Below are 19362 nucleotides of genomic sequence, written 5' to 3'. Positions count from 1 at the left end.
TGTCCTGCAATAACCGCTCCTATATTTTACATTAAACCCATATAAACTGTACAGTTTAACGTGCGGTGACCATAACCCCTCTAATCATCAATCCATTATTCCTACCACTATAAACACATGTATCTTTCATCTGATATCCTGTCTTTGTCCCAGCTTAATATCAATGCATCGAACAAATTAACACAGGCCATGATAATATAAATGCAGCGGCTTTTTGTGCAAATTATTTACAGGAGGGCATAACATTGCTCAAACACCCCCACACCATAAAAACGGATGAAATATCAGCCCAGCTGAATACTAACCTGCAAAACGGGTTAACCGGAGAAGAAGTCCAAGGCCGCCTGGCCCAGTACGGTGAAAACCGCCTGGAAGAGAAAACCGGCATCTCCCCCTGGGCTATTTTGGCCAGTCAGTTTAGCAATATCATTACGGTGTTACTGCTGGGTGCCACCGCTATCTCCCTTTTGCTGGGGGATTATGTTGAAGCTGTGGCAATAATGGTAGTGATAGTACTAAATGCCACATTTGGTTTTATCACCGAATACAGGGCGGAACAGGCCATGGAGGCACTGAAAAAAATGGTCACGGCCACAGCCAAGGTAGTTCGTGACAGCAAATTGCAGGAGATTAACGCTGAGCACCTGGTACCAGGCGATGTTCTTGTGTTGGAGGAAGGAGATCAGGTTACTGCCGATGCCCGGCTGGTAGAAGCCGAAAATTTAGCAACAGTTGAAGCCTCTTTAACAGGCGAATCCCAGCCTGTGGATAAGAAAACAGCTGTGCTGGAAAAAGAAAACCTGCCGGTTGGGGATCGTGTAAACATGGTTTATATGGGCACCATGGTGGTGCGGGGAATAGGACGGGCCGTGGTCACCGCTACGGGTAAAGATACTGAAATCGGCCACGTATCCACTTTACTGGAACAAACCGGCGCCGGGCAAACCCCCTTGGAAAAGCGAATGGCTGATTTAGGCCGTACACTGGCCTTTCTCAGTCTGGCCATTGCCGCGCTGATGGCAGTCGTGGGCATTGCCATGGGACGCCCGGTGATTGAAGTTTTGGAAACGGCCATTGCCCTGGCCATCGCCGCTGTGCCTGAAGGCCTGCCTGCTGTATCCACTATTACCCTGGCCATCGGCATGACCCGCATGGCCAGGCAAAACGCAATTATCCGGCGCTTGCCGGCGGTGGAAACGCTGGGCTCCACCACTGTAATTTGCACCGATAAAACAGGTACACTAACCGAAAATGAAATGACCCTGGAGCATATTTGGCTGGGCGGGCGCGCTATCCAGGTAACCGGAACAGGCTATAAACCTGAAGGAGATTTCCTGGCCGGTGAACAACGGGAACAGGTGCAGGGTGATTTGGAGTTGTTTCTTATGGCCGGTGCCCTGGCCAGCAACGCTTCCGTGAATAAAAACGATACAGGCCAGTGGGATGTGGTAGGCGACCCTACGGAAGGCGCCCTGGTGGTGGCCGCTATGAAGGGTGGCTTTAACCCCGAAAACGCCAGGCGCTCCGGATATAAGGAGTTAAAGGAAATTCCTTTCAACTCCGATGAAAAACGTATGGCTGTTTATTACCAAATGCCCGACGGTAAAACAATGGTCATGTCCAAAGGGGCTCCCGGAGTAATCATGGAAAGCTGCTCTGCAATGCTTAAAGATGGGATTCCGGTACCCCTTGATCAGGAGATATGGCGGCAGGTGGAAGAAGCCAATGACCAGCTGGCCCACAGAGGCTTACGGGTGCTGGCCGTGGCTTACCGCCATGTACAATCAGTGCAGGAGGAGCCTTACCGGGACCTGATATTAATCGGCCTGGCGGGCATTATGGACCCGCCCCGGGAGGAAGCTAAACAGGCCATCGCGGAAGCCGCCCGGGCAGGTATACGCACCATTATGATCACCGGGGACCAGCCGGAAACTGCCAGTGCCATTGGCAGCCGGCTGGGATTGGCGCAAGGTAATATTGTGCACGGTTCCTCCCTGCACGCCATGTCTAAAATGGAATTATCCGACGAACTGGCCCATGCCAGCATATTTGCCCGGGTTAACCCCAAAGACAAGTTAAACATAGTAGATGCTTTACAAGAGCAAGGGGCCATTGTCGCCATGACGGGCGATGGCGTAAATGACGCCCCTGCTTTAAAGGAAGCGGATATCGGTATCGCCATGGGCCAGGAGGGTACCGTGGTGGCTAAAGAGGCGGCTGACATGGTGCTGCAGGACGACAATTTTGCCACTATTATTAAGGCCGTCAAGGAAGGCAGGGTGATCTTCGATAACATCACCAAGTTTATTCACTATCTGTTTTCCTGCAACCTCAGTGAAATACTCCTCATTTTTGTGACACTGCTGATGGGAGTGCCTTTGCCCCTGGTGGCATTACAAATACTATGGCTTAACCTGGTGACTGATGTTTTCCCCGCCCTGTCCCTGGGCTGGGAACCGGCCGAAAAAGGTATTATGGACCGTCCGCCCCGCGACCCCTCCCGGGCCATTTTGACCAACCGGTTTAAACTGCGCCTGTTGATCCAGGGCATTGTGCTGGCGCTGGGCACTCTGGCAAGCTACCTGTTGACCCTTAACGCAACCGGTAATTTAACTGAAGCGCGAACCGTGGCCTTTGCCACACTGGCAGTGGTACAGTTGTTCCACATTTTCAATGTTCGCCATGGCGGGGTAATCAAGTTGGATCGTTCATTGTTCAGCAACCCGTACATGTGGGGAGCCATTGTACTTGTGTTGGCCTTGCAAGCACTGGCCATCTACCAGCCCCTGTTGAACCGCGTACTGCAAACCGTACCTTTAAATATGAGCGATATAATGATTGTATTAATAACCACTATAGCTTCTATTTTGATAATTCAAGTCATGAACCGGTTTAAGTTTTTATATGACCCTGCTTAATAACGATGTTCGGCACTTCAACGTTTCAGCGTGCAACGCCACATCGCCAAAAATCTACTTCATATCATGCAACTGGTGATGTGTATGACCGGTCAAACTTTAATAAACGCCAAAACCGGCCTGGTCGGTGCCTTGATAGGTGCCAGGTGTTGAAAGGTTGAAAATCTTTGATTTTCAACCTTTCAACACCTGGCACCAAAGCCTACCTTTTCGAACAAGCTTTTAGAGTGTATGTCAAGTATGTTTAAAGATTATTCCCTACCACCGTAAGTTTAAGAAAGTTTAAGCCTGACCCCTACGGTGCTCCGTAATCTTTACCTTCGTTTTGCATAAAAGTTTCCAACGCTTTCTCTTTATCCACAGAACCGCTGGTGGGGGTAGCGTTCTCAGCAAAATATTTAACCAGACCCGCATATATCGCATAGGCTAGCTTTGCCTGATAATCATCGTCGCACATCAGCTTTTCCTCTGTGGGGTTGCTGATAAAGCCGATTTCCACTATTACTGCAGGCATTTTAGCATTGCGGGTGGTATAATAATCCACTGCCTTAGCTTTGCGATTGGTGTTCTTCAGTAACCGAACCAATTCACCCTGGACAGCATTGGCTAATCTCTGACCTTCTTGAGAACCCGGCTGGTAAAATGTCTGTGCCCCGTGTTCTTTGGGGCCGGACTTAAAACTATTGACATGTACACAAATAAAAGCGTCAGCATTGCGTTCGTTAGCCAGAGCCACTCGCCTGGATAAATCCTGTCTTTTACGGGTTATTAGCTGACCACCATCCGCATCACTAAGATCAACATCGGATTCTCTGGTCATTAATACAATGGCACCGCCCTGCCCCAAAACAGTGCTCAGCTTGCGCGAAACCTCGAGGGTTATGTCTTTTTCTATAACCCCGGTCGCACCCGTCGAGCCGGGGTCAATACCACCGTGTCCCGGGTCAACAACGATGACTTTGTTGGCCACCGACCAGGATAACGCAGCCACCCGGCGGTTCTCCAAGTTATCCCCAATTGAACGAGCAATAAAAAAACCTGCCGTCATGATAAGTATGGCCAGCAATACAAAACGAAGCTTTATCCTGAATACCCGCAGCATTTACCCACCCCTTCCGCACTTGACGGGGCTTTTTTACCAAACCCTCGTTTTAAAATATGCAAGAGATAAACCGGATATGAGGGAAAAGCAGCAGCGGTAACGGAAAATCCAGCAAATTGATTAATAAGCTTTGGTGCCAGGTGTTGAAAGGTTGAAAATCAAAGATTTCAACCTTTCAACACCTGGCACCTATCAAAAGCAGCGAAAGTTTGTTGCTTGTTGCAGTAACCATGAAGGCTTTTTGAACAAAAAAAAGACCACCTGCAATATGGTGGTCCCGGTTTTTGATTATTAGCTTTAAGATAGTACTAACGTACTAGCGCTTGGAGTATTGCGGAGCCCGGCGGGCTTTTTTCAGGCCGTATTTACGCCTTTCTTTCATGCGTGGATCACGGGTCAAAAATCCCGCTTTTTTAAGCACGGGCCTTAAATTAGGGTCTGCCTCAATCAATGCCCGGGCAATGCCCATTTTAACTGCACCGGCCTGGCCGCTGACACCGCCGCCCAAAACCTTGGCTATAACGTCAAAACGACTCCCCGCACCGGTTAATTCCAATGGCTGGCGGGCAACAATTTGCAATGTTTTCCTGCCAAAATATTCTTCCAGGCTTTTATCGTTTACTGTCATCTTGCCTTCACCGGGACGAAGAAAAACTCTGGCTACCGCATCTTTTCTGCGCCCGGTACCGTAAAACTGAACTAGAGCCACTCATGCTCCTCCTTCCGACCGTTACATTTCCCAAACTTCAGGCTTTTGGGCCTCATGGGGATGTTCACTACCGCGGTATACCCTTAATTTTCTGGCCATGTCCCTGCCCAGGCTATTATGGGGCAGCATGCCGGTAATTGCTTTGTAAACGGCCAGTTCGGGTTTGCTTTGCATCAGTTTTTCATAACTGGTAGCCTTTAATCCACCCGGATAACCCGAGTGCCGGTAATACATTTTCTGGCGTAATTTATTACCGGTAAGTACTACTTTATCAGCATTAATAATTACTACATGGTCACCGGTATTAACATGGGGCGTGAAAGTTGGTTTATGCTTTCCCCTCAATAACCTGGCGGCCTCAGTTGCCAGGCGTCCCAGCACTTTGCCTTCGCCGTCGATAATGTACCACTTGCGCTGTACATCGGCGGGCTTGGCCATATATGTCGTCCTCATACTATTATTACCTCCCGTGTGTTGAAAAAAGGAACCAAACCTTACTGGCCAACCGGGGGCTCTTCGGTCGCCATTAGGTCACACATAAAGTTATTTTAATACATAGTATTACCAGTGTCAAGGCAAATGATTTTATAGTTATTAATACTCGACATGTTCCAGGCATAATCCCTGTGGCGGCATGGTCGGCCCGGCCTGTGCCCGTTGACGGGACTCAAGCAGATTTCTGATTGAATCGGGGCTGGCTTTGCCCATACCCACCTGCAAAAGTGTACCTGTCATTATGCGTACCATATTATACAAAAAGCCATCGCCTTTAAAAACAAAATGTACCAGAGTGCCCTCGCGTATCACTTCCGCCCGGTACAGCGTACGTACAGTGGTTTTTACAGTGGCTCCCGATGCCTGAAAACATTTAAAGTCATGTCGGCCCAACAGGTGGTCACAGGCCTGGGACATAGCTTCATCATTTAGGGGTACCGGCCAAAAACTGCTGTACAAGCGATTAAACGGGGAGGGAATGCGATTATTCCATATGGTATACCGGTAGATTTTAGCCCGGGCGGAAAAACGGGCATGAAAATCCTGCCCCACCTCCCTGGCTTCCGTCACTACAACGTCACCCGGCAGTAAGCCGTTCATCGCCAGGGGTATGCGTTCCACCGGTATGGGCCATCCCGCAGCATCAAAGTTAACCACCTGCCCAAGGGCATGCACCCCGGCATCAGTACGACCGGCACCGGTTACCTGCACTCGCCGCCCCGCCAATCTCCCCAGACAAAGTTCCAGTACCTCCTGCACGGTAGCCAACCCGGTGCCCCGCTGCTCCTGAAAACCGTGATAATTAGTGCCGTCATAAGCCACGGTTAGTTTAACATTACGCATGGGACCACCCCGTAAAAAAAAGATTAAAGCGATAGGCAGGATCTTTTCACTACCTGTTACAGCATACGCATAGCCACCACCACTGTCAAAATAACCATACTTAGCAACATGGCTGCATAATCCGCCGGCCCAAAACGCAACACATGCATGCGGGAACGGGTGGCACCCACCTGGTAGCAGCGAATTTCCATAGCCAGGGCCAGCTCATCGGCCCGGCTAAAAATACTGGTGAGCAATGGTATTATAAAGGGGGCCAGTTTACTTACGCGTTCCTTAATACTACCGCTGGTAAAATCAGCCCCTCTTGATCGCTGCGCCAGCATCAAATGCCTGGCCTCATCAAAAAGAGTGGGCACAAAACGCAGCGCCAGATTAATCATCATAGCCAATTCCCCTACTGGTATCCTCACCCTTCGCAGGGGGGACAAAAGCCATTCCAACGCTGCAGTCAGTTGCAGGGGGGTGGTGGTAAAGGTAAGCGCGGCCGCTACCAATAGCAGCACACTGATACGCCACAACAACCATCCACTGAGCAACAGTCCTTGCCGTGATATTTCAACAAACCCTGCAGCTATGAGTGGATCGCCGGGGGTGAAAAAAACTTGTAATACAAAGCTGATCAACAGCAGCACCCACAACGGCTTTAAACTTCGCCAGTAAACGCCGGGCTTAATTCCCGACAGTGCCGCGGCCAAAAGTGTCCACAGGGATACCAAAGCCAGGGCTAATAAGTTAAATGTTATAATTACTGCGGGTACCACCAGTGCCGCACAAATTAATTTAGTCCGGGGGTCCAGACGGTGCACCGGTGAGGATGCAGGGAGATACTGCCCCATAGAAAAACCGTTCATCACTGTTCCCTCCCCGGCTCGGCTCGGGTGGTCTGTACAAGCCCGTGCAGCAGCCGGGCGGCATCATCTATGGTCAACGGTATATCAGGTATTTCTATGCCCGCAACGATTAACCGGTGGGCCAGTTCCACGGCAAATGGCGCTTTTAAGCCGGCCTCCTGCAGTATCCGGATCCGGCTAAGGATTTCCCGTGTTTTCCCTACACATAAGAGACTTCCCCGGCGGAGCACAGCCACCCGATCGGCAAAAACCGCCGCGTCTTCCAGGTGATGAGTAATTAATATAACGGTAACACCATGCTGCGCCTGAAGTTTCTTTAAGCCGGCCAGAATTAACTGCCTGGCCGCCGGTTCAAGGCCGGCCCCGGGCTCATCCATGATTAAAACCCGGGGACGCATGACCAGCACTCCGGCTATGGCGACCCGCCGGAGTATACCTCCGCTGAGTGTCGCTGGATCCGCAGCCTGGATTTGTTCCGGTAGCCCCACCAGACCCAGTGTTTCCTTCGCCAGCTTTTCCACCTTCGAAGCATCCCATCCCATATTCAGGGGCCCAAAGGCAATATCATCAAATACCGTAGCGCTAAATATTTGTCTTTCCGGAAATTGAAAAACTAACCCAACCCGGCGCCACAGTCCCTGGCGGTGTTTTTTATCCATGGTATTCCCGCCAAATACCCGTACAGAGCCCGCGGTGGGCAACAGTAAACCGTTAAAGTGCTGTACAAGTGTGGATTTGCCACTACCGGCTGCGCCCGCCAGGGCTATAAACTCTCCCTCATCCACCGTCAGATTTATATCCCGTAAAGCCATGGTCTCAAGAGGCGTGCCGGGAAAATATATATGAGTCAGTCCCTCTACTTCAATACACGGCATAAATACTCCACCATATCCTCCATGGTGACAATGCCAGTGGGCAGTTCAAAGCCCCGTTCGGTCATGCAGCGGGCCAATTCGCCGGTATTGGTCAACGTCAACCCCAGATCATGCAACAGTTTAACTTGGCTGAATACCACCTCGGGTTCAGCATCAGCCAGCAAACCACCACGGCCCAGCGCCCAAACCCTATCTGCACTTGCTGCCTCATCCATATGATGGGTAATCAGCACCACCGCCGTGCCTGTGTCTGCCAGATGGCGCAACACCTGCACAACCTCCTGCCGTCCCACGGGGTCAAGCATTGAAGTGGGTTCGTCCAGCACCACGCATAACGGGTGCAGAGCCAATAAACCGGCTATGGCCAAACGCTGTTTCTCACCACCGGAAAGCATGTGGGGCGGGCGGCTGCGCATCTGACTCAAACCAACTGCGGCCAGCGCTTCTTCCACCCGGCGGCGCACTTCAGCCGACGGCAGGCCTAAATTTTCCGGTCCAAAGGCCACGTCTTCTTCCACCACTGCAGCCACCAGTTGGTTATCCGGGTTTTGCAGAACCAATCCCACCTGCCGGCGTATTTTTTTACTATTAGACGGTAAACCCGTATCCATACCGTCTACCAGTACATGTCCCCCGGAGGGAATCAATAAACCGGCGATTAAACGGGCCAGGGTGGATTTACCCGACCCATTGGGGCCAATCACTGCAATAAATTCCCCGGCATTGATATTATTATTAATTTCCCGCAGCACGGGGTTTTCCGTGCCGGGATATATATACGTAGCGTTCTGTAGTTTGATAAAAAGCTTGCTATGACCGGGCATAAAAAACTCCTTGCCTATAAATGCCAAGAGGAAACCGCTATTGCGATTTCCCGGTCAGCAGATCTATTAAACCAATTCCAAAAGGGCCAGCTGGGCAGCGTCGCCACGCCGGTAACCCAGCTTGACTACGCGGGTATAACCGCCCTGGCGTTCAGCATATTTGGGCCCATAAGTATCAAACAGTTTACGTACCACTCTTTCCTCGTAAATATATTCCAGTGCCTGGCGGCGAGCGGCCAAATCTCCCCGCTTGGCCAGGGTCACCATTTTATCAGCTATCCTTTTTACTTCTTTGGCTCGGGTCTCGGTGGTGGTAATACGTTCATCACGGAACAGAGCAGTCACCAGGTTACGCAACATAGCCTTTCTATGGCCGGTGTTGCGGCCCAACTTAGCGTAAGCCACCTTTATCCCTCCTTAATCATCTTCATTGCGCAGTTTCAAATCCAGCTCGGATAGTTTATTCATGACCTCTTCCAGGGATTTTTTGCCCAGGTTGCGTACCTTCATCATATCCTCCTCGTTGCGCTGAACCAATTCTTCCACGGTATTGATTCCCGCCCGTTTCAGACAGTTATATGAACGCACACTTAAATCCAGTTCCTCAATGGGCATTTCCAGTATCTTATCCTTTTGCTCTTCTTCCTTCTCTACCATTATTTCAACCTCGTCCGCAGACTCGGTTAAACCAATGAACAGACGCAGGTGCTCACTTAATATTTTGGCGCTTAAGCTAACAGCTTCATCAGCTTCAATACTGCCGTCCGTCCAAACTTCCATGGTAAGTTTGTCATAATCCGTGCGCTGACCCACTCTGGTATTATCCACATGGTAGTTAACCTTGCGCACCGGAGTAAATATAGAGTCCACCGGAATAACTCCAATGATATGGTCACCTTTTTTATTACGCTCAGCTGATACATAGCCACGGCCTTTGGAGACGGTCATTTCCATAAATAACCGCCCGCCCTCGGCCAGGGTGGCTATGTGCATATCGTTGTTCAATATCTCCACATCCGGGTCGGTCAGAATATCCCCGGCTGTTACTGGACCCTCTTGCTGGGTCTCAATACGCATAATCCTTTCCTCGTCCGTATGCATCTTTAGACAAAGGGATTTGAGGTTTAGGATTATATCGGTGACATCTTCCTTTACACCGGGAACAGTGGAAAATTCGTGCAGCACCCCTTCAATTTTAACCGAGGTTACCGCCGCACCAGGTAGTGAGGACAGTAAAATGCGCCGCAGCGAATTGCCCAAAGTTATTCCGTAGCCCCTTTCCAGCGGCTCCACCACAAACTTACCATAATGTTGTTCATCGTTGGTTTCCACACATTCAATTCTAGGTTTCTCAATTTCCAACATAGCTGAGATTCAAACCCCTCCTTAGGACGGAATGGGATTACCCCTGATAAACCCGTACTACTTGGAGTATAGCTCCACAATCAGGGTTTCTTGAACGGGGGCATCTATCTGTTCCCGAGAGGGAAGCGCTACCACCCGACCTTTTAATTGCTCGGCGTCGTATTCCAGCCATGCCGGGGGTGTGTTGTCAGCAGCACGTTCAATTAATTCCTTAACCCGCGGCGATTCCTTACTTTTTTCCCGTACAACGATTTCATCCCCCACCCGTACCAGGAATGAAGGGATATTAGTCTTCCGGCCGTTTACAACGAAATGACCGTGGCGTACCAATTGGCGGGCCTCGTTACGTGAAGCGGCCAAACCCAGGCGGTAAACCACATTATCCAAACGACGTTCCAATAAGCGTAAAAGGTTTTCACCGGTCACGCCCGGCTGCCTGGAAGCTTTGAAGTAATAGTTTCTAAACTGCTTTTCTAAAATGCCATAAAAGCGACGGGCTTTTTGCTTTTCCCTTAACTGCAAGCCGTATTCGGAAATCTTTTTACGACCCTGACCATGCTGACCGGGAGCATAACTGCGGCGATCAATACCGCATTTACCGGTATAGCAGCGGTCACCCTTAAGATACAGCTTTTGACCTTCGCGACGGCACAGCTTGCACTGCGCACCCGTATATCTTGCCATAAGTTGCTTACTACACCTCCTCTTATACTCTCCGGCGCTTGGGCGGCCGGCATCCATTATGTGGAACAGGTGTAACGTCCTTGATTACACTAACTTCCAGGCCAACAGCCTGCAGGGAACGAATGGCAGCCTCGCGACCCGCGCCAGGCCCTTTTACCGTTACCTCAAGCTCCTTCATACCATGTTCCATAGCTTCCCGCGCAGCTTTTTCTGCAGCCATTTGAGCAGCAAAGGGGGTGCTCTTCCGTGATCCTTTAAAACCAACCCCACCGGCGCTGGCCCAGGAGATGGCATTGCCCTTCGTATCTGTAATGGTGACTACGGTATTGTTAAACGTAGACTTAATATGCGCCACGCCGCGATCAATATTTTTACGTTCACGTCTTCTGGTTCTGGTTGCTCTGCGAGCCATTTATTTCACCCCCCTACTTTTTCCTGCGTACGCCAACCGTGCGCTTAGGTCCCTTACGGGTCCTGGCGTTATTTTTGGTATTTTGTCCGCGTACCGGCAGCCCACGGCGGTGGCGCAGTCCTCTATAGCAGCCGATTTCTATAAGCCGTTTGATATTCAGGGCTATTTCCCTGCGCAGGTCACCCTCGACACGATAATTCTTTTCAATGGCATCCCTTAGTTTATTTACTTCATCCTCGGTTAAATCCCTGATACGGGTATCGGGGCTAACCCCAGTTTGCTCCAATATTCTTTGCGAGGTGGGCTTACCAATGCCGTAAATGTAGGTAAGGCCAATTTCCACTCTTTTATCCCGCGGTAAATCTACACCCGCGATACGTGCCATTCCTATTAAACACCTCCAGCTTACCCTTGCCTTTGTTTATGCTTAGGGTTTTCACATATCACCATTATCTTGCCTTTTCGACGTATAATCTTGCATTTTTCACATATTGGTTTCACAGAAGGCCTGACTTTCATTGTTCAACCTCCTCGGGCCCTGCTTTTAGTACACACTATTTGTAGCGGTAGACAATGCGCCCCCGGGTTAAATCATAGGGGGACAATTCCACCATCACCCGGTCCCCGGCTAAAATTCGGATAAAATTCATCCTGATTTTTCCACTCACGTGGGCCAGTACCTTATGGCCGTTTTTCAGTTCCACTCGAAACATAGCATTGGGCAATGGCTCAATTACGGTACCTTCCACTTCTATAACATCCTTACCTGACATTAGATAACAAACCAACCTCCTTTAAAATGGCAACTCTTCCTCGTTGCCCACCAAGCGTTCTATCGCTCTGCGTATATCGGCGTTGCTAATACTATCGCCTGATTTCAGCTTATCAACAATCTCTCCGGCGATTCGCGTATGCAAAGTGAGATGTTTAATATTTTTTTTCTTGGGATTTTCCAATCGCCTAACCGTTCCGTCAGCAGCAAGCACGTAATGATCATCAAGAACCTTAATCACCAGGTAATACTTGCCGCTATCCCGCCCGGCCCTGGGTTGCACTAGTTGTCCCGGGGTTACATTAACCTGCATCACCGTTCATCCTCCCGATCAACCAGCGTATAAAAACCATCGTCTCTTGCACTGCACCAACTTGCCCGCGCAGCACTACGCCAAGTGTATGATCACCAGGCGCATCCACTATGGCAATGTTAGTATCACCGGTTCGCTGTCGGTAATGACAATGGTATGCTCAAAATGAGCCGATGGCTGGCCGTCCCTTGTTACCACCGTCCAGTTATCCGGAAGAGTTTGCACATAATAAGCTCCCATGTTTACCATCGGTTCTATCGCTAATGTCATGCCAGCTTTAAGCCGTGGCCCACGTCCGGGCCTACCAAAGTTAGGTACCTGGGGTTCCTCATGCATTTTTGATCCGATACCATGCCCCACGTAATCTCTAACCACCGAAAAACCGTTTTTTTCAACATAACTCTGTACTGCATGGGATATATCGGAGAGCCGGTTACCGCTTCTGGCCATTTTAATGCCTTCTGCCAGGGATGTACGGGTTACGTCCAGTAGTTTTTGCTGTTCAGCTGCAATACTACCTACAGCAAAGGTTCGGGCATGGTCTCCAAAATATCCATTTATTTCCGCACCAACATCAATACTAATAATATCTCCATTTTCCAGTTTTCTTAAACCAGGGATGCCGTGTACCACCTGTTCATTAACCGATGCACATATAGTAGCCGGAAAACCGTAAAGACCTTTAAAGGCCGGTTTGGCTCCCTTGGAAAGAATGTACTCTTCGGCAATTTGGTCCAGTTCTGCAGTGGTTACCCCGGGCTCTATCGCCTCGGCCAGCTTGTCGAGGGCTCCCGCCACCACTTTACCAGCCTCCCGCATGTAGGACAATTCCCGCTCGGATTTACAGATAATCATACAAACACCCCGGTTACTTAATAAATCCCTGGTAGCTGCGCATTAATAGTTGTGATTCAATTTGTTTCATAGTGTCCAAAGCCACGCCAACCACGATTAATAGTGCGGTACCACCGAAATAAATATTGGGTATTCTGGTGGCCAGCAAAACAAAGTTAGGCAAAATGGCTATTAGCGCCAGAAATACAGCTCCGGCCAATGTAATACGGCTCATGACCCGGGAAATGTATTCCGCAGTGGGTCGCCCCGGCCTGATGCCAGGTATAAAACCGCCGTACTTTTTAATATTGTCAGCCATATCCACCGGGTTCATAATTACTGCAGTGTAAAAATAAGTAAAGCCAATAATCAGTAAAGCATAGACTAAGGTATGTGCCGGTGAATTCCAGCCAAAATAATTTACATAAAATTCAGCTATGGCCGAGCCCTGAAACCAGCGAGCTATCTGTTCGGGAAACATCAGCAATGATGAAGCAAAAATTACAGGTATCACACCGGCTTGATTCACTTTGAGCGGCAAGTGGGTGGTTTGACCACCGTAAACCCGGCGACCCACTACCCGCTTGGCATATTGCACAGGAATGCGCCTTTGGCCTTCCTGTACCGCCACTACAGCGGCGATAACCAATGCACCGATTACCACCAGTATAAGCAGGCTCAATACATTGATAGTGCCCGCTTCAAGCTGCAGGTAAAGGTTTTGGATACCGGAAGGCAGGCGGCTGACGATACCTGCAAATATCAACAGGGATATACCATTGCCGATACCCCGCTCGGTAATCTGCTCGCCGATCCACATCAACAGTGTCGTACCCGCAGTAAGAGTGAACACAATGACAGCATAGCTGATGAAGCCCGGGTTATGCAAAACCCCGTAGTTGCCCATCATAACGCTCATGCCGATGGCCTGCAGAAAAGCCAGCATCACCGTAAAATAGCGAGTATACTGGGTGATCTTTTTGCGCCCCTCTTCGCCTTCCTTGGCCAACCGCTCCAAATGGGGGATAACCACGGTGAGCAGCTGCATAATAATGGAGGCGTTAATATAGGGGATTATGCTCATAGCAAATACCGAAAAACTCTTAAAGGCGCCGCCGGATATAACATCAAAGAAGCCTAATATTATACCGGCTGTGCCAATCAGCTCACGAAATGCGTCTACATCCACCCCGGGAACAGGTATATGCGCCCCTACACGAAAAATAAAGATCATTGACAGGGTGAACAATAACTTGGTGCGCAGTTCACTGACCTTGAAGGCACCCTTCAAGCCATCCAGCAGCTGAGCCACTTTAAATCACCTCGGCCTTGCCGCCGGCGGCCTCGATTTTTTCCAGCGCCGACTTGCTGAATGCATGGGCCTTAATGGTAAGTGTTTTTTCCAGGTTGCCTTCGCCCAAAATTTTAACCCCGTCCCGAATTTTTCTGATCACTTTAGTTTCCAGCAAAATTTCCGGGGTCACCTCGGTACCGTTTTCAAAGCGATTTAATTTATCCAGGTTTACTGTAATAATTTCCTTTTTAAAAGGTGCATTGGTGAATCCCCGCTTGGGCATACGGCGCTGCAGGGGCATCTGGCCACCCTCAAAACCAGGTCTTACTCCGCCGCCGCTGCGGGCCTTTTGACCTTTATGCCCGCGACCGGCAGTTTTACCCAATCCCGATCCGATACCCTGTCCTTTACGGGTGGGCTTGCGCCGGGATCCAGGGGTGGGTTTTAATTCATGCAGGTTCATGGTGCACCTCCTTTACACTTCCTCCACTTTAAGCAAATGGGAAACTTTACTGATTGCGCCCCTCACCTGAGGTATGTCTTCCCGAATGACAAAGCTGTTTGTTTTCTTTAGACCCAGGGCGCGTACCGTTCTTCTTTGGGTCTCCGGCCTACCGATAACACTCCTGACCAGGGTAATCTTCAACTTGGCCACAAAATAACCCCCTAACCCAGCAGTTCTTCCACTGATTTATTACGCATGCGGGCTACTTGCTCAGGCGTTTTCAACATTTTAACTGCCTCAAAAGTGGCACGCACCACATTATTGGCATTGTTGGACCCCAAAGACTTGGTTAAAATATCCTTCACACCGGCCAGCTCCATGATAGCCCTTACAGGACCGCCCGCAATGACACCGGTACCGGGTGCGGCAGGCTTCAAAAGCACTCTGCCGGCGCCAAACCGTCCAATAACTTCATGTGGAATGGTATTTTCAGCAAAAGGTACGCTAATTAGTTTTTTCTTGGCATCTTCAACTGCCTTGCGTATAGCTTCGGGTACTTCATTAGCTTTGCCCAGACCGTAACCGACCGAACCTTTACCGTCGCCGACAACCACCAGGGCCGAAAAGCTGAACCGCCTGCCACCCTTAACCACTTTAGCCACGCGATTAATAAATACTACTTTTTCGGAAAACTCGGACTTGGGTGGTTCAAATCTTGACACCGTTTCCCCTCCTTTTTGACCGATACATCTTAAAATTCAAGGCCGCCCTCTCTGGCTCCATCGGCCAGAGCCTTGACCCGCCCGTGATAAACATAACCGGCACGGTCAAACACCACTTGTTTGATACCCTTTTCCAGAGCCCTGGCAGCAATCAGCTTGCCCACTGCCGCAGCCGCCTCCCGGTTACCTCCGGACATAGCACCTTTTATTTCGGGCGAAAGGGATGATGCGGTCACTAAAGTTTCACCACGATCATCATTGATAATTTGGGCGTATATGTTATTAAGGCTGCGGTACACATTCAGCCTGGGACGCTGCTCGGTACCATTGACCCTATTGCGCACGCGCAGCTGACGTTTCTTGCGCAGTGCATTACGGTCGGGTTTATTAATCATGCCACTTCACTCCTTCCCCCGTTAACGTTTAGCCCCGGCCTTACCTACTTTACGGCGGATATGTTCACCCTCGTACTTAATACCTTTACCCTTGTAGGGTTCGGGTTCCCTTACCGACCGAATATTGGCCGCTATAGCGCCCACCATTTCCTTATCGATCCCTTTAACCGATATTTTAGTAGGGGCGGGCACTTCTATTTCTATTCCCGGCGGAGGGGTAATCTCCACCGGATGCGAGTAACCCACTGTCAATACCAGTTTATTACCCTGCATGGCAGCCCGGTAACCCACACCCACCAATTCCAGGTTCTTCTGAAATCCGCCTGCCACGCCCTGCACCATATTATTCAACAGGGTACGTGTGAGACCGTGTAAAGACCTGTGCAACTTATTGTCGGATGGTCTCTCCACCACCATAGTACGGTCATCTATAAACTTAATTTGCATGTCCTGGTGAAACTCTTTTTCCAGCTTCCCTTTGGGACCCTCGACCCGCACGGTGTTTCCGTCCAGCGTAGCGGTAACCTTATCAGGAAGCGGTACCGGTTTTTTGCCGATTCTGCTCATGCCTTACACCTCCTATGCCCCTGTGCTACCAGACGTAGCAGACAACCTCGCCACCGAGGCCCTCCTTACGGGCTTTTTTGTCGGTCATGATCCCCCGGGAGGTGGATATTATGGCAATGCCCAGCCCACCTAACACCTTGGGAATGGAATCCTTGCGGGCGTATACCCGCAAGCCGGGTTTAGATATGCGCTTGAGACCGGTAATCACCCGATCCTTACCAGAGCTGTATTTGAGGTAAACACGGATAATACCCTGTTTGCCATCCTCAACATACTCATAATCCCTGATAAAACCCTCTTCTTTAAGGATATCTGCAATAGATCGCTTCATTTTGGAAGCGGGTGCTTCAATTTTATCGTGAAAAACCATATTGCCATTTCGAATACGAGTTAAAAAATCGGCAATAGGATCAGTCATCACCATCTAAGGAATACCTCCTTCCTTTTACCAACTGGCCTTCCTCAGTCCGGGTATCTCTCCCTTGTATGCCAACTCCCGGAAGCAAACCCGACAGATCCCGAACTTGCGCATGTAAGCATGAGGACGGCCACATATATTACACCTGTTGTGCGCCCGCACTGAAAATTTGGGAGGGCGCTTGGACCTGGCTACCATTGACTTTTTAGCCACACATTTCCCTCCTTTTGCTTAAAGCTAATTTATCTTCCATCAGGCAGCTTTAAACGGCATTCCGAGTAAGCGAAGCAATTCCCGCGCCTCTTCGTCAGTCCGGGCAGTGGTTACAAAAATTATATCCATGCCCCTGACCTTATCAATTTTATCGTAATCAATTTCCGGGAAAATAAGTTGTTCCCGAACGCCCATGCTGTAGTTGCCCCGCCCGTCAAATGACTTCGGGGATATCCCACGGAAGTCGCGCACCCGCGGCAGAGCAATGTTAAACAGCCTGTCTACAAACTCGTACATACGGTCGCCCCGCAAGGTAACCTTGCAGCCTACGTTCATCCCGGCGCGCAATTTAAACGCGGCAATGGATTTTTTCGCTTTTGTTACCACCGGGCGCTGACCCGAAATAATCATCAGGTCATTTACCGCAGCGTCAATGGCCTTGCTGTTTTGGATGGCTTCCCCCACCCCCATGTTAATGACTACCTTTTCCAGCCTGGGGACCTGCATTGGGTTTTTATAGCCGAACTTTTCCATCATAGCCTTGACCACTTCATCTTTGATTTTATCCTTTAGCCTAGGCACACCTATACCCTCCTTCCGCCGGGTTAGCTGAGCACTTCCCCGCATTTCTTGCACTGGCGAACTTTTTTACCGTCTTCCAGTATTTTCTTACCCACCCTGGTGGGTCTGTTGCACTTACTGCAATACAGCATCACGTTGGAGCTGTGGATGGGCGCCTCCTTTTCCGTAATGCCGCCTTGCGGCATACTGCGGGTTGGTTTGGCATGGCGCTTTACTTTGTTAACCCCTTCCACCACCACGCGACTCTTAGCTGGCTGCACTTCCAGGACCTTGCCTTTTTTACCGGCGCTTTTGCCCCGAATCACCAATACTGTATCACCTTTATGCACATGCACTTTGGGCTTGGTCATATCCGTTACACCTCCTGTAGCGGCATCTACTACAATACTTCCGGGGCCAGGGAGACAATTTTCATATAATCGTGCTCTCTTAATTCCCGGGCCACGGGACCGAATATACGGGTGCCACGTGGAGTTCCGTCATCTTTAATAATCACTGCGGCGTTTTCGTCAAATTTAATATAAGAACCATCGGGACGTCGCACTTCCTTTTTGGTGCGCACGATAACAGCCTTAACCACGTCCCCTTTCTTAACAACGCCGCCTGGTGTGGCTTCCTTGACGGTGGCAACCACCACATCGCCCAGGCTGGCATATCGGCGCAACGAACCGCCCATTACGCGGATACACATCAGCTTACGGGCACCGGTATTGTCTGCCGCTCTAAGCATAGATTGTACTTGAATCACCGAATTAGCCTCCTTTGCACAATAACCGGCGGGCTACCGGCGGCTATAACTGCTCTGTCTTGCGCAATATTTCCACCACACGCCACCGCTTATCCTTGGACAATGGCCTGGTTTCCATTATCTTGACCTTGTCGCCGATATTGCATATATTTTCTTCATCATGTGCCTTGTATTTTTTAGTTTGCCTGATGGTCCGGTTGTATAGCGGGTGTCTAACCAGTGTTTCCACTGCTACGACCGCAGTTTTATTCATTTTATTGCTCACAACCACACCTGTTTGAGTTTTGCGCAAATTGCGCTCCGTCAACATGGCTACCCCCTTCCTGCATCGGGATAATATGCTTTTCATTAAGCCCGCTTAATGCCAATTTCCCTTTCCCGGATGACAGTTTTGACGCGGGCGATATTTCTGCGCACTTCCTTGATACGCATTGGGTTATCCAGTTGTCCGGTAGCCAGTTGAAAGCGTAACCGGAACAATTCATCCTTGGTATCGTTCATTTTCTTTTGCAGTTCCTCAACGGTCATATCACGCAGTTCCTTAGCTTTCACTTGCCTCACCTACTTCCCCACGTCTTACAAACTTGGTTTTGATGGGCAGCTTGTGCGATGCCAACCGCATGGCCTCCCGGGCTACCTCTTCACTGACACCAGCCAACTCAAACATTATCCGTCCGGGCTTAACCACCGCCACCCACCATTCGGGAGCGCCCTTGCCGCTGCCCATCCGGGTTTCAGCCGGCTTTTTGGTGACCGGTTTATCGGGGAAAATTCTAATCCATACTTTACCGCCCCGTTTAATGTAACGGGTCATAGCAATACGAGCGGCTTCAATTTGCCGGTTGGTAATCCATCCGGGTTCCAGCGCTTTTAACCCGTATTCCCCGAAATGGACTTCATTGCCCCCCTTGGATTTACCCGAGGGTATTGATCCGCGGCGCTGCTTGCGGTATTTTACCCTTTTTGGAATGAGCATAAAGC

Annotated in this window: 31 protein-coding genes; 1 reads left to right on the top strand and 30 read right to left on the bottom strand. The window is 49.9% G+C overall.

The window, feature by feature from the left end:
- The first annotated feature begins 245 nt into the window (after positions 1-245).
- Complete coding sequence (locus DESGI_RS01940; protein WP_006522835.1) at positions 246-2918, top strand: cation-translocating P-type ATPase; 2673 nt, start codon at positions 246-248, stop codon at positions 2916-2918.
- A 295-nt stretch (positions 2919-3213) separates the two neighbouring features.
- Here DESGI_RS01940 and cwlD read toward each other — a convergent pair whose 3' ends face one another.
- The 30 genes from cwlD to rplP all read right to left on the bottom strand — a co-directional run bounded on the left by cwlD (position 3214) and on the right by rplP (position 19357).
- A complete protein-coding gene (gene cwlD / locus DESGI_RS01935) occupies positions 3214-4020 on the bottom strand; it encodes an N-acetylmuramoyl-L-alanine amidase CwlD (protein ID WP_006522836.1) in 807 nt (268 codons plus the stop codon).
- 316 nt (positions 4021-4336) lie between these two features.
- Positions 4337-4729 carry a 30S ribosomal protein S9 gene (rpsI, locus tag DESGI_RS01930; protein ID WP_006522837.1) on the bottom strand — a complete coding sequence of 131 codons (393 nt, stop codon included), beginning with the start codon at positions 4727-4729 and terminating at the stop codon, positions 4337-4339.
- Positions 4730-4750: 21 nt separating this feature from the next.
- Entirely contained in the window at positions 4751-5182 is a 432-nt protein-coding gene (gene rplM / locus DESGI_RS01925) for a 50S ribosomal protein L13 (RefSeq protein ID WP_006522838.1), read from the bottom strand.
- Between the two features lie 141 nt (positions 5183-5323).
- Positions 5324-6067, bottom strand: a complete 744-nt coding sequence (truA, locus tag DESGI_RS01920; RefSeq protein WP_006522839.1) for a tRNA pseudouridine(38-40) synthase TruA — start codon at positions 6065-6067, stop codon at positions 5324-5326.
- A gap of 56 nt (positions 6068-6123) precedes the next feature.
- Entirely contained in the window at positions 6124-6918 is a 795-nt protein-coding gene (locus DESGI_RS01915) for an energy-coupling factor transporter transmembrane component T family protein (protein ID WP_006522840.1), read from the bottom strand.
- Positions 6918-7793: an energy-coupling factor transporter ATPase gene (locus DESGI_RS01910; protein ID WP_006522841.1), complete on the bottom strand. Its 876-nt coding sequence runs from the start codon at positions 7791-7793 to the stop codon at positions 6918-6920. Before DESGI_RS01910 ends, DESGI_RS01915 begins: the two co-directional genes overlap by 1 nt.
- Entirely contained in the window at positions 7775-8617 is an 843-nt protein-coding gene (locus tag DESGI_RS01905; RefSeq protein ID WP_006522842.1) for an energy-coupling factor transporter ATPase, read from the bottom strand. Before DESGI_RS01905 ends, DESGI_RS01910 begins: the two co-directional genes overlap by 19 nt.
- Before the next feature lie 66 nt (positions 8618-8683).
- Positions 8684-9022, bottom strand: coding sequence for a 50S ribosomal protein L17 (gene rplQ / locus DESGI_RS01900; RefSeq protein ID WP_006522843.1), 339 nt, complete (start codon positions 9020-9022; stop codon positions 8684-8686).
- A 12-nt stretch (positions 9023-9034) separates the two neighbouring features.
- Positions 9035-9982, bottom strand: a complete 948-nt coding sequence (locus tag DESGI_RS01895; protein ID WP_006522844.1) for a DNA-directed RNA polymerase subunit alpha — start codon at positions 9980-9982, stop codon at positions 9035-9037.
- Between the two features lie 57 nt (positions 9983-10039).
- Entirely contained in the window at positions 10040-10666 is a 627-nt protein-coding gene (rpsD, locus tag DESGI_RS01890) for a 30S ribosomal protein S4 (protein WP_006522845.1), read from the bottom strand.
- A 22-nt stretch (positions 10667-10688) separates the two neighbouring features.
- Positions 10689-11078, bottom strand: a complete 390-nt coding sequence (rpsK, locus tag DESGI_RS01885; RefSeq protein WP_006522846.1) for a 30S ribosomal protein S11 — start codon at positions 11076-11078, stop codon at positions 10689-10691.
- 13 nt (positions 11079-11091) lie between these two features.
- On the bottom strand, positions 11092-11463 hold the full coding sequence (gene rpsM, locus DESGI_RS01880; protein WP_006522847.1) for a 30S ribosomal protein S13: 372 nt from the start codon (positions 11461-11463) through the stop codon (positions 11092-11094).
- A 20-nt stretch (positions 11464-11483) separates the two neighbouring features.
- Positions 11484-11597 carry a 50S ribosomal protein L36 gene (rpmJ, locus tag DESGI_RS01875; RefSeq protein ID WP_015617898.1) on the bottom strand — a complete coding sequence of 38 codons (114 nt, stop codon included), beginning with the start codon at positions 11595-11597 and terminating at the stop codon, positions 11484-11486.
- Between the two features lie 35 nt (positions 11598-11632).
- The gene (gene infA, locus DESGI_RS01870) at positions 11633-11851 is read right to left on the bottom strand and encodes a translation initiation factor IF-1 (protein ID WP_006522848.1); all 219 of its coding nucleotides are present in this window, start codon (positions 11849-11851) and stop codon (positions 11633-11635) included.
- A gap of 21 nt (positions 11852-11872) precedes the next feature.
- Positions 11873-12163: a KOW domain-containing RNA-binding protein gene (locus DESGI_RS01865; RefSeq protein WP_006522849.1), complete on the bottom strand. Its 291-nt coding sequence runs from the start codon at positions 12161-12163 to the stop codon at positions 11873-11875.
- A gap of 108 nt (positions 12164-12271) precedes the next feature.
- Positions 12272-13018: a type I methionyl aminopeptidase gene (gene map, locus DESGI_RS01860; RefSeq protein ID WP_015617897.1), complete on the bottom strand. Its 747-nt coding sequence runs from the start codon at positions 13016-13018 to the stop codon at positions 12272-12274.
- A 13-nt stretch (positions 13019-13031) separates the two neighbouring features.
- Positions 13032-14300, bottom strand: coding sequence for a preprotein translocase subunit SecY (gene secY, locus DESGI_RS01855; protein WP_041285117.1), 1269 nt, complete (start codon positions 14298-14300; stop codon positions 13032-13034).
- Positions 14301-14310: 10 nt separating this feature from the next.
- Positions 14311-14754 (bottom strand): 50S ribosomal protein L15, encoded by a 444-nt coding sequence (gene rplO / locus DESGI_RS01850; protein ID WP_006522852.1) that lies wholly within the window; start codon positions 14752-14754, stop codon positions 14311-14313.
- Between the two features lie 12 nt (positions 14755-14766).
- Complete coding sequence (gene rpmD / locus DESGI_RS01845; protein WP_006522853.1) at positions 14767-14946, bottom strand: 50S ribosomal protein L30; 180 nt, start codon at positions 14944-14946, stop codon at positions 14767-14769.
- Positions 14947-14957: 11 nt separating this feature from the next.
- Positions 14958-15458 carry a 30S ribosomal protein S5 gene (gene rpsE / locus DESGI_RS01840; RefSeq protein WP_006522854.1) on the bottom strand — a complete coding sequence of 167 codons (501 nt, stop codon included), beginning with the start codon at positions 15456-15458 and terminating at the stop codon, positions 14958-14960.
- A gap of 29 nt (positions 15459-15487) precedes the next feature.
- Positions 15488-15853 carry a 50S ribosomal protein L18 gene (rplR, locus tag DESGI_RS01835; protein WP_006522855.1) on the bottom strand — a complete coding sequence of 122 codons (366 nt, stop codon included), beginning with the start codon at positions 15851-15853 and terminating at the stop codon, positions 15488-15490.
- 21 nt (positions 15854-15874) lie between these two features.
- Positions 15875-16420 (bottom strand): 50S ribosomal protein L6, encoded by a 546-nt coding sequence (rplF, locus tag DESGI_RS01830; protein ID WP_006522856.1) that lies wholly within the window; start codon positions 16418-16420, stop codon positions 15875-15877.
- 25 nt (positions 16421-16445) lie between these two features.
- Positions 16446-16844: a 30S ribosomal protein S8 gene (rpsH, locus tag DESGI_RS01825; RefSeq protein WP_006522857.1), complete on the bottom strand. Its 399-nt coding sequence runs from the start codon at positions 16842-16844 to the stop codon at positions 16446-16448.
- Positions 16845-16865: 21 nt separating this feature from the next.
- A complete protein-coding gene (locus DESGI_RS01820) occupies positions 16866-17051 on the bottom strand; it encodes a type Z 30S ribosomal protein S14 (RefSeq protein WP_006522858.1) in 186 nt (61 codons plus the stop codon).
- A 39-nt stretch (positions 17052-17090) separates the two neighbouring features.
- Positions 17091-17633, bottom strand: coding sequence for a 50S ribosomal protein L5 (rplE, locus tag DESGI_RS01815; RefSeq protein ID WP_006522859.1), 543 nt, complete (start codon positions 17631-17633; stop codon positions 17091-17093).
- 23 nt (positions 17634-17656) lie between these two features.
- A complete protein-coding gene (gene rplX / locus DESGI_RS01810; RefSeq protein WP_006522860.1) occupies positions 17657-17983 on the bottom strand; it encodes a 50S ribosomal protein L24 in 327 nt (108 codons plus the stop codon).
- Between the two features lie 29 nt (positions 17984-18012).
- Complete coding sequence (gene rplN, locus DESGI_RS01805) at positions 18013-18381, bottom strand: 50S ribosomal protein L14 (RefSeq protein ID WP_006522861.1); 369 nt, start codon at positions 18379-18381, stop codon at positions 18013-18015.
- Positions 18382-18424: 43 nt separating this feature from the next.
- On the bottom strand, positions 18425-18691 hold the full coding sequence (rpsQ, locus tag DESGI_RS01800; protein WP_006522862.1) for a 30S ribosomal protein S17: 267 nt from the start codon (positions 18689-18691) through the stop codon (positions 18425-18427).
- 38 nt (positions 18692-18729) lie between these two features.
- Positions 18730-18933 (bottom strand): 50S ribosomal protein L29, encoded by a 204-nt coding sequence (gene rpmC / locus DESGI_RS01795; RefSeq protein WP_006522863.1) that lies wholly within the window; start codon positions 18931-18933, stop codon positions 18730-18732.
- On the bottom strand, positions 18923-19357 hold the full coding sequence (gene rplP, locus DESGI_RS01790) for a 50S ribosomal protein L16 (protein WP_006522864.1): 435 nt from the start codon (positions 19355-19357) through the stop codon (positions 18923-18925). Before rplP ends, rpmC begins: the two co-directional genes overlap by 11 nt.
- Positions 19358-19362 lie beyond the last annotated feature (5 nt).

The organism is Desulfoscipio gibsoniae DSM 7213 (assembly GCF_000233715.2).
GTDB lineage: Bacteria > Bacillota > Desulfotomaculia > Desulfotomaculales > Desulfallaceae > Sporotomaculum > Sporotomaculum gibsoniae.
This window is presented reverse-complemented; position numbering and strand designations above follow the sequence as displayed.

What these genes read in the sequence shown, in the direction of transcription:
- cwlD (WP_006522836.1), bottom strand. Translation starts at nt 4,020, where the DNA reads ATGCTGCGGGTATTCAGGATAAAGCTTCGTTTTGTATTGCTGGCCATA.
- rplM (WP_006522838.1), bottom strand. Translation starts at nt 5,182, where the DNA reads ATGAGGACGACATATATGGCCAAGCCCGCCGATGTACAGCGCAAGTGG.
- truA (WP_006522839.1), bottom strand. Translation starts at nt 6,067, where the DNA reads ATGCGTAATGTTAAACTAACCGTGGCTTATGACGGCACTAATTATCAC.
- DESGI_RS01915 (WP_006522840.1), bottom strand. Translation starts at nt 6,918, where the DNA reads ATGAACGGTTTTTCTATGGGGCAGTATCTCCCTGCATCCTCACCGGTG.
- DESGI_RS01910 (WP_006522841.1), bottom strand. Translation starts at nt 7,793, where the DNA reads ATGCCGTGTATTGAAGTAGAGGGACTGACTCATATATATTTTCCCGGC.
- DESGI_RS01905 (WP_006522842.1), bottom strand. Translation starts at nt 8,617, where the DNA reads ATGCCCGGTCATAGCAAGCTTTTTATCAAACTACAGAACGCTACGTAT.
- DESGI_RS01895 (WP_006522844.1), bottom strand. Translation starts at nt 9,982, where the DNA reads ATGTTGGAAATTGAGAAACCTAGAATTGAATGTGTGGAAACCAACGAT.
- rpsD (WP_006522845.1), bottom strand. Translation starts at nt 10,666, where the DNA reads ATGGCAAGATATACGGGTGCGCAGTGCAAGCTGTGCCGTCGCGAAGGT.
- rpsK (WP_006522846.1), bottom strand. Translation starts at nt 11,078, where the DNA reads ATGGCTCGCAGAGCAACCAGAACCAGAAGACGTGAACGTAAAAATATT.
- rpsM (WP_006522847.1), bottom strand. Translation starts at nt 11,463, where the DNA reads ATGGCACGTATCGCGGGTGTAGATTTACCGCGGGATAAAAGAGTGGAA.
- rpmJ (WP_015617898.1), bottom strand. Translation starts at nt 11,597, where the DNA reads ATGAAAGTCAGGCCTTCTGTGAAACCAATATGTGAAAAATGCAAGATT.
- infA (WP_006522848.1), bottom strand. Translation starts at nt 11,851, where the DNA reads ATGTCAGGTAAGGATGTTATAGAAGTGGAAGGTACCGTAATTGAGCCA.
- DESGI_RS01865 (WP_006522849.1), bottom strand. Translation starts at nt 12,163, where the DNA reads ATGCAGGTTAATGTAACCCCGGGACAACTAGTGCAACCCAGGGCCGGG.
- map (WP_015617897.1), bottom strand. Translation starts at nt 13,018, where the DNA reads ATGATTATCTGTAAATCCGAGCGGGAATTGTCCTACATGCGGGAGGCT.
- rplO (WP_006522852.1), bottom strand. Translation starts at nt 14,754, where the DNA reads ATGAACCTGCATGAATTAAAACCCACCCCTGGATCCCGGCGCAAGCCC.
- rplR (WP_006522855.1), bottom strand. Translation starts at nt 15,853, where the DNA reads ATGATTAATAAACCCGACCGTAATGCACTGCGCAAGAAACGTCAGCTG.
- rplF (WP_006522856.1), bottom strand. Translation starts at nt 16,420, where the DNA reads ATGAGCAGAATCGGCAAAAAACCGGTACCGCTTCCTGATAAGGTTACC.
- rpsH (WP_006522857.1), bottom strand. Translation starts at nt 16,844, where the DNA reads ATGGTGATGACTGATCCTATTGCCGATTTTTTAACTCGTATTCGAAAT.
- rplX (WP_006522860.1), bottom strand. Translation starts at nt 17,983, where the DNA reads ATGACCAAGCCCAAAGTGCATGTGCATAAAGGTGATACAGTATTGGTG.
- rpsQ (WP_006522862.1), bottom strand. Translation starts at nt 18,691, where the DNA reads ATGTTGACGGAGCGCAATTTGCGCAAAACTCAAACAGGTGTGGTTGTG.
- rplP (WP_006522864.1), bottom strand. Translation starts at nt 19,357, where the DNA reads ATGCTCATTCCAAAAAGGGTAAAATACCGCAAGCAGCGCCGCGGATCA.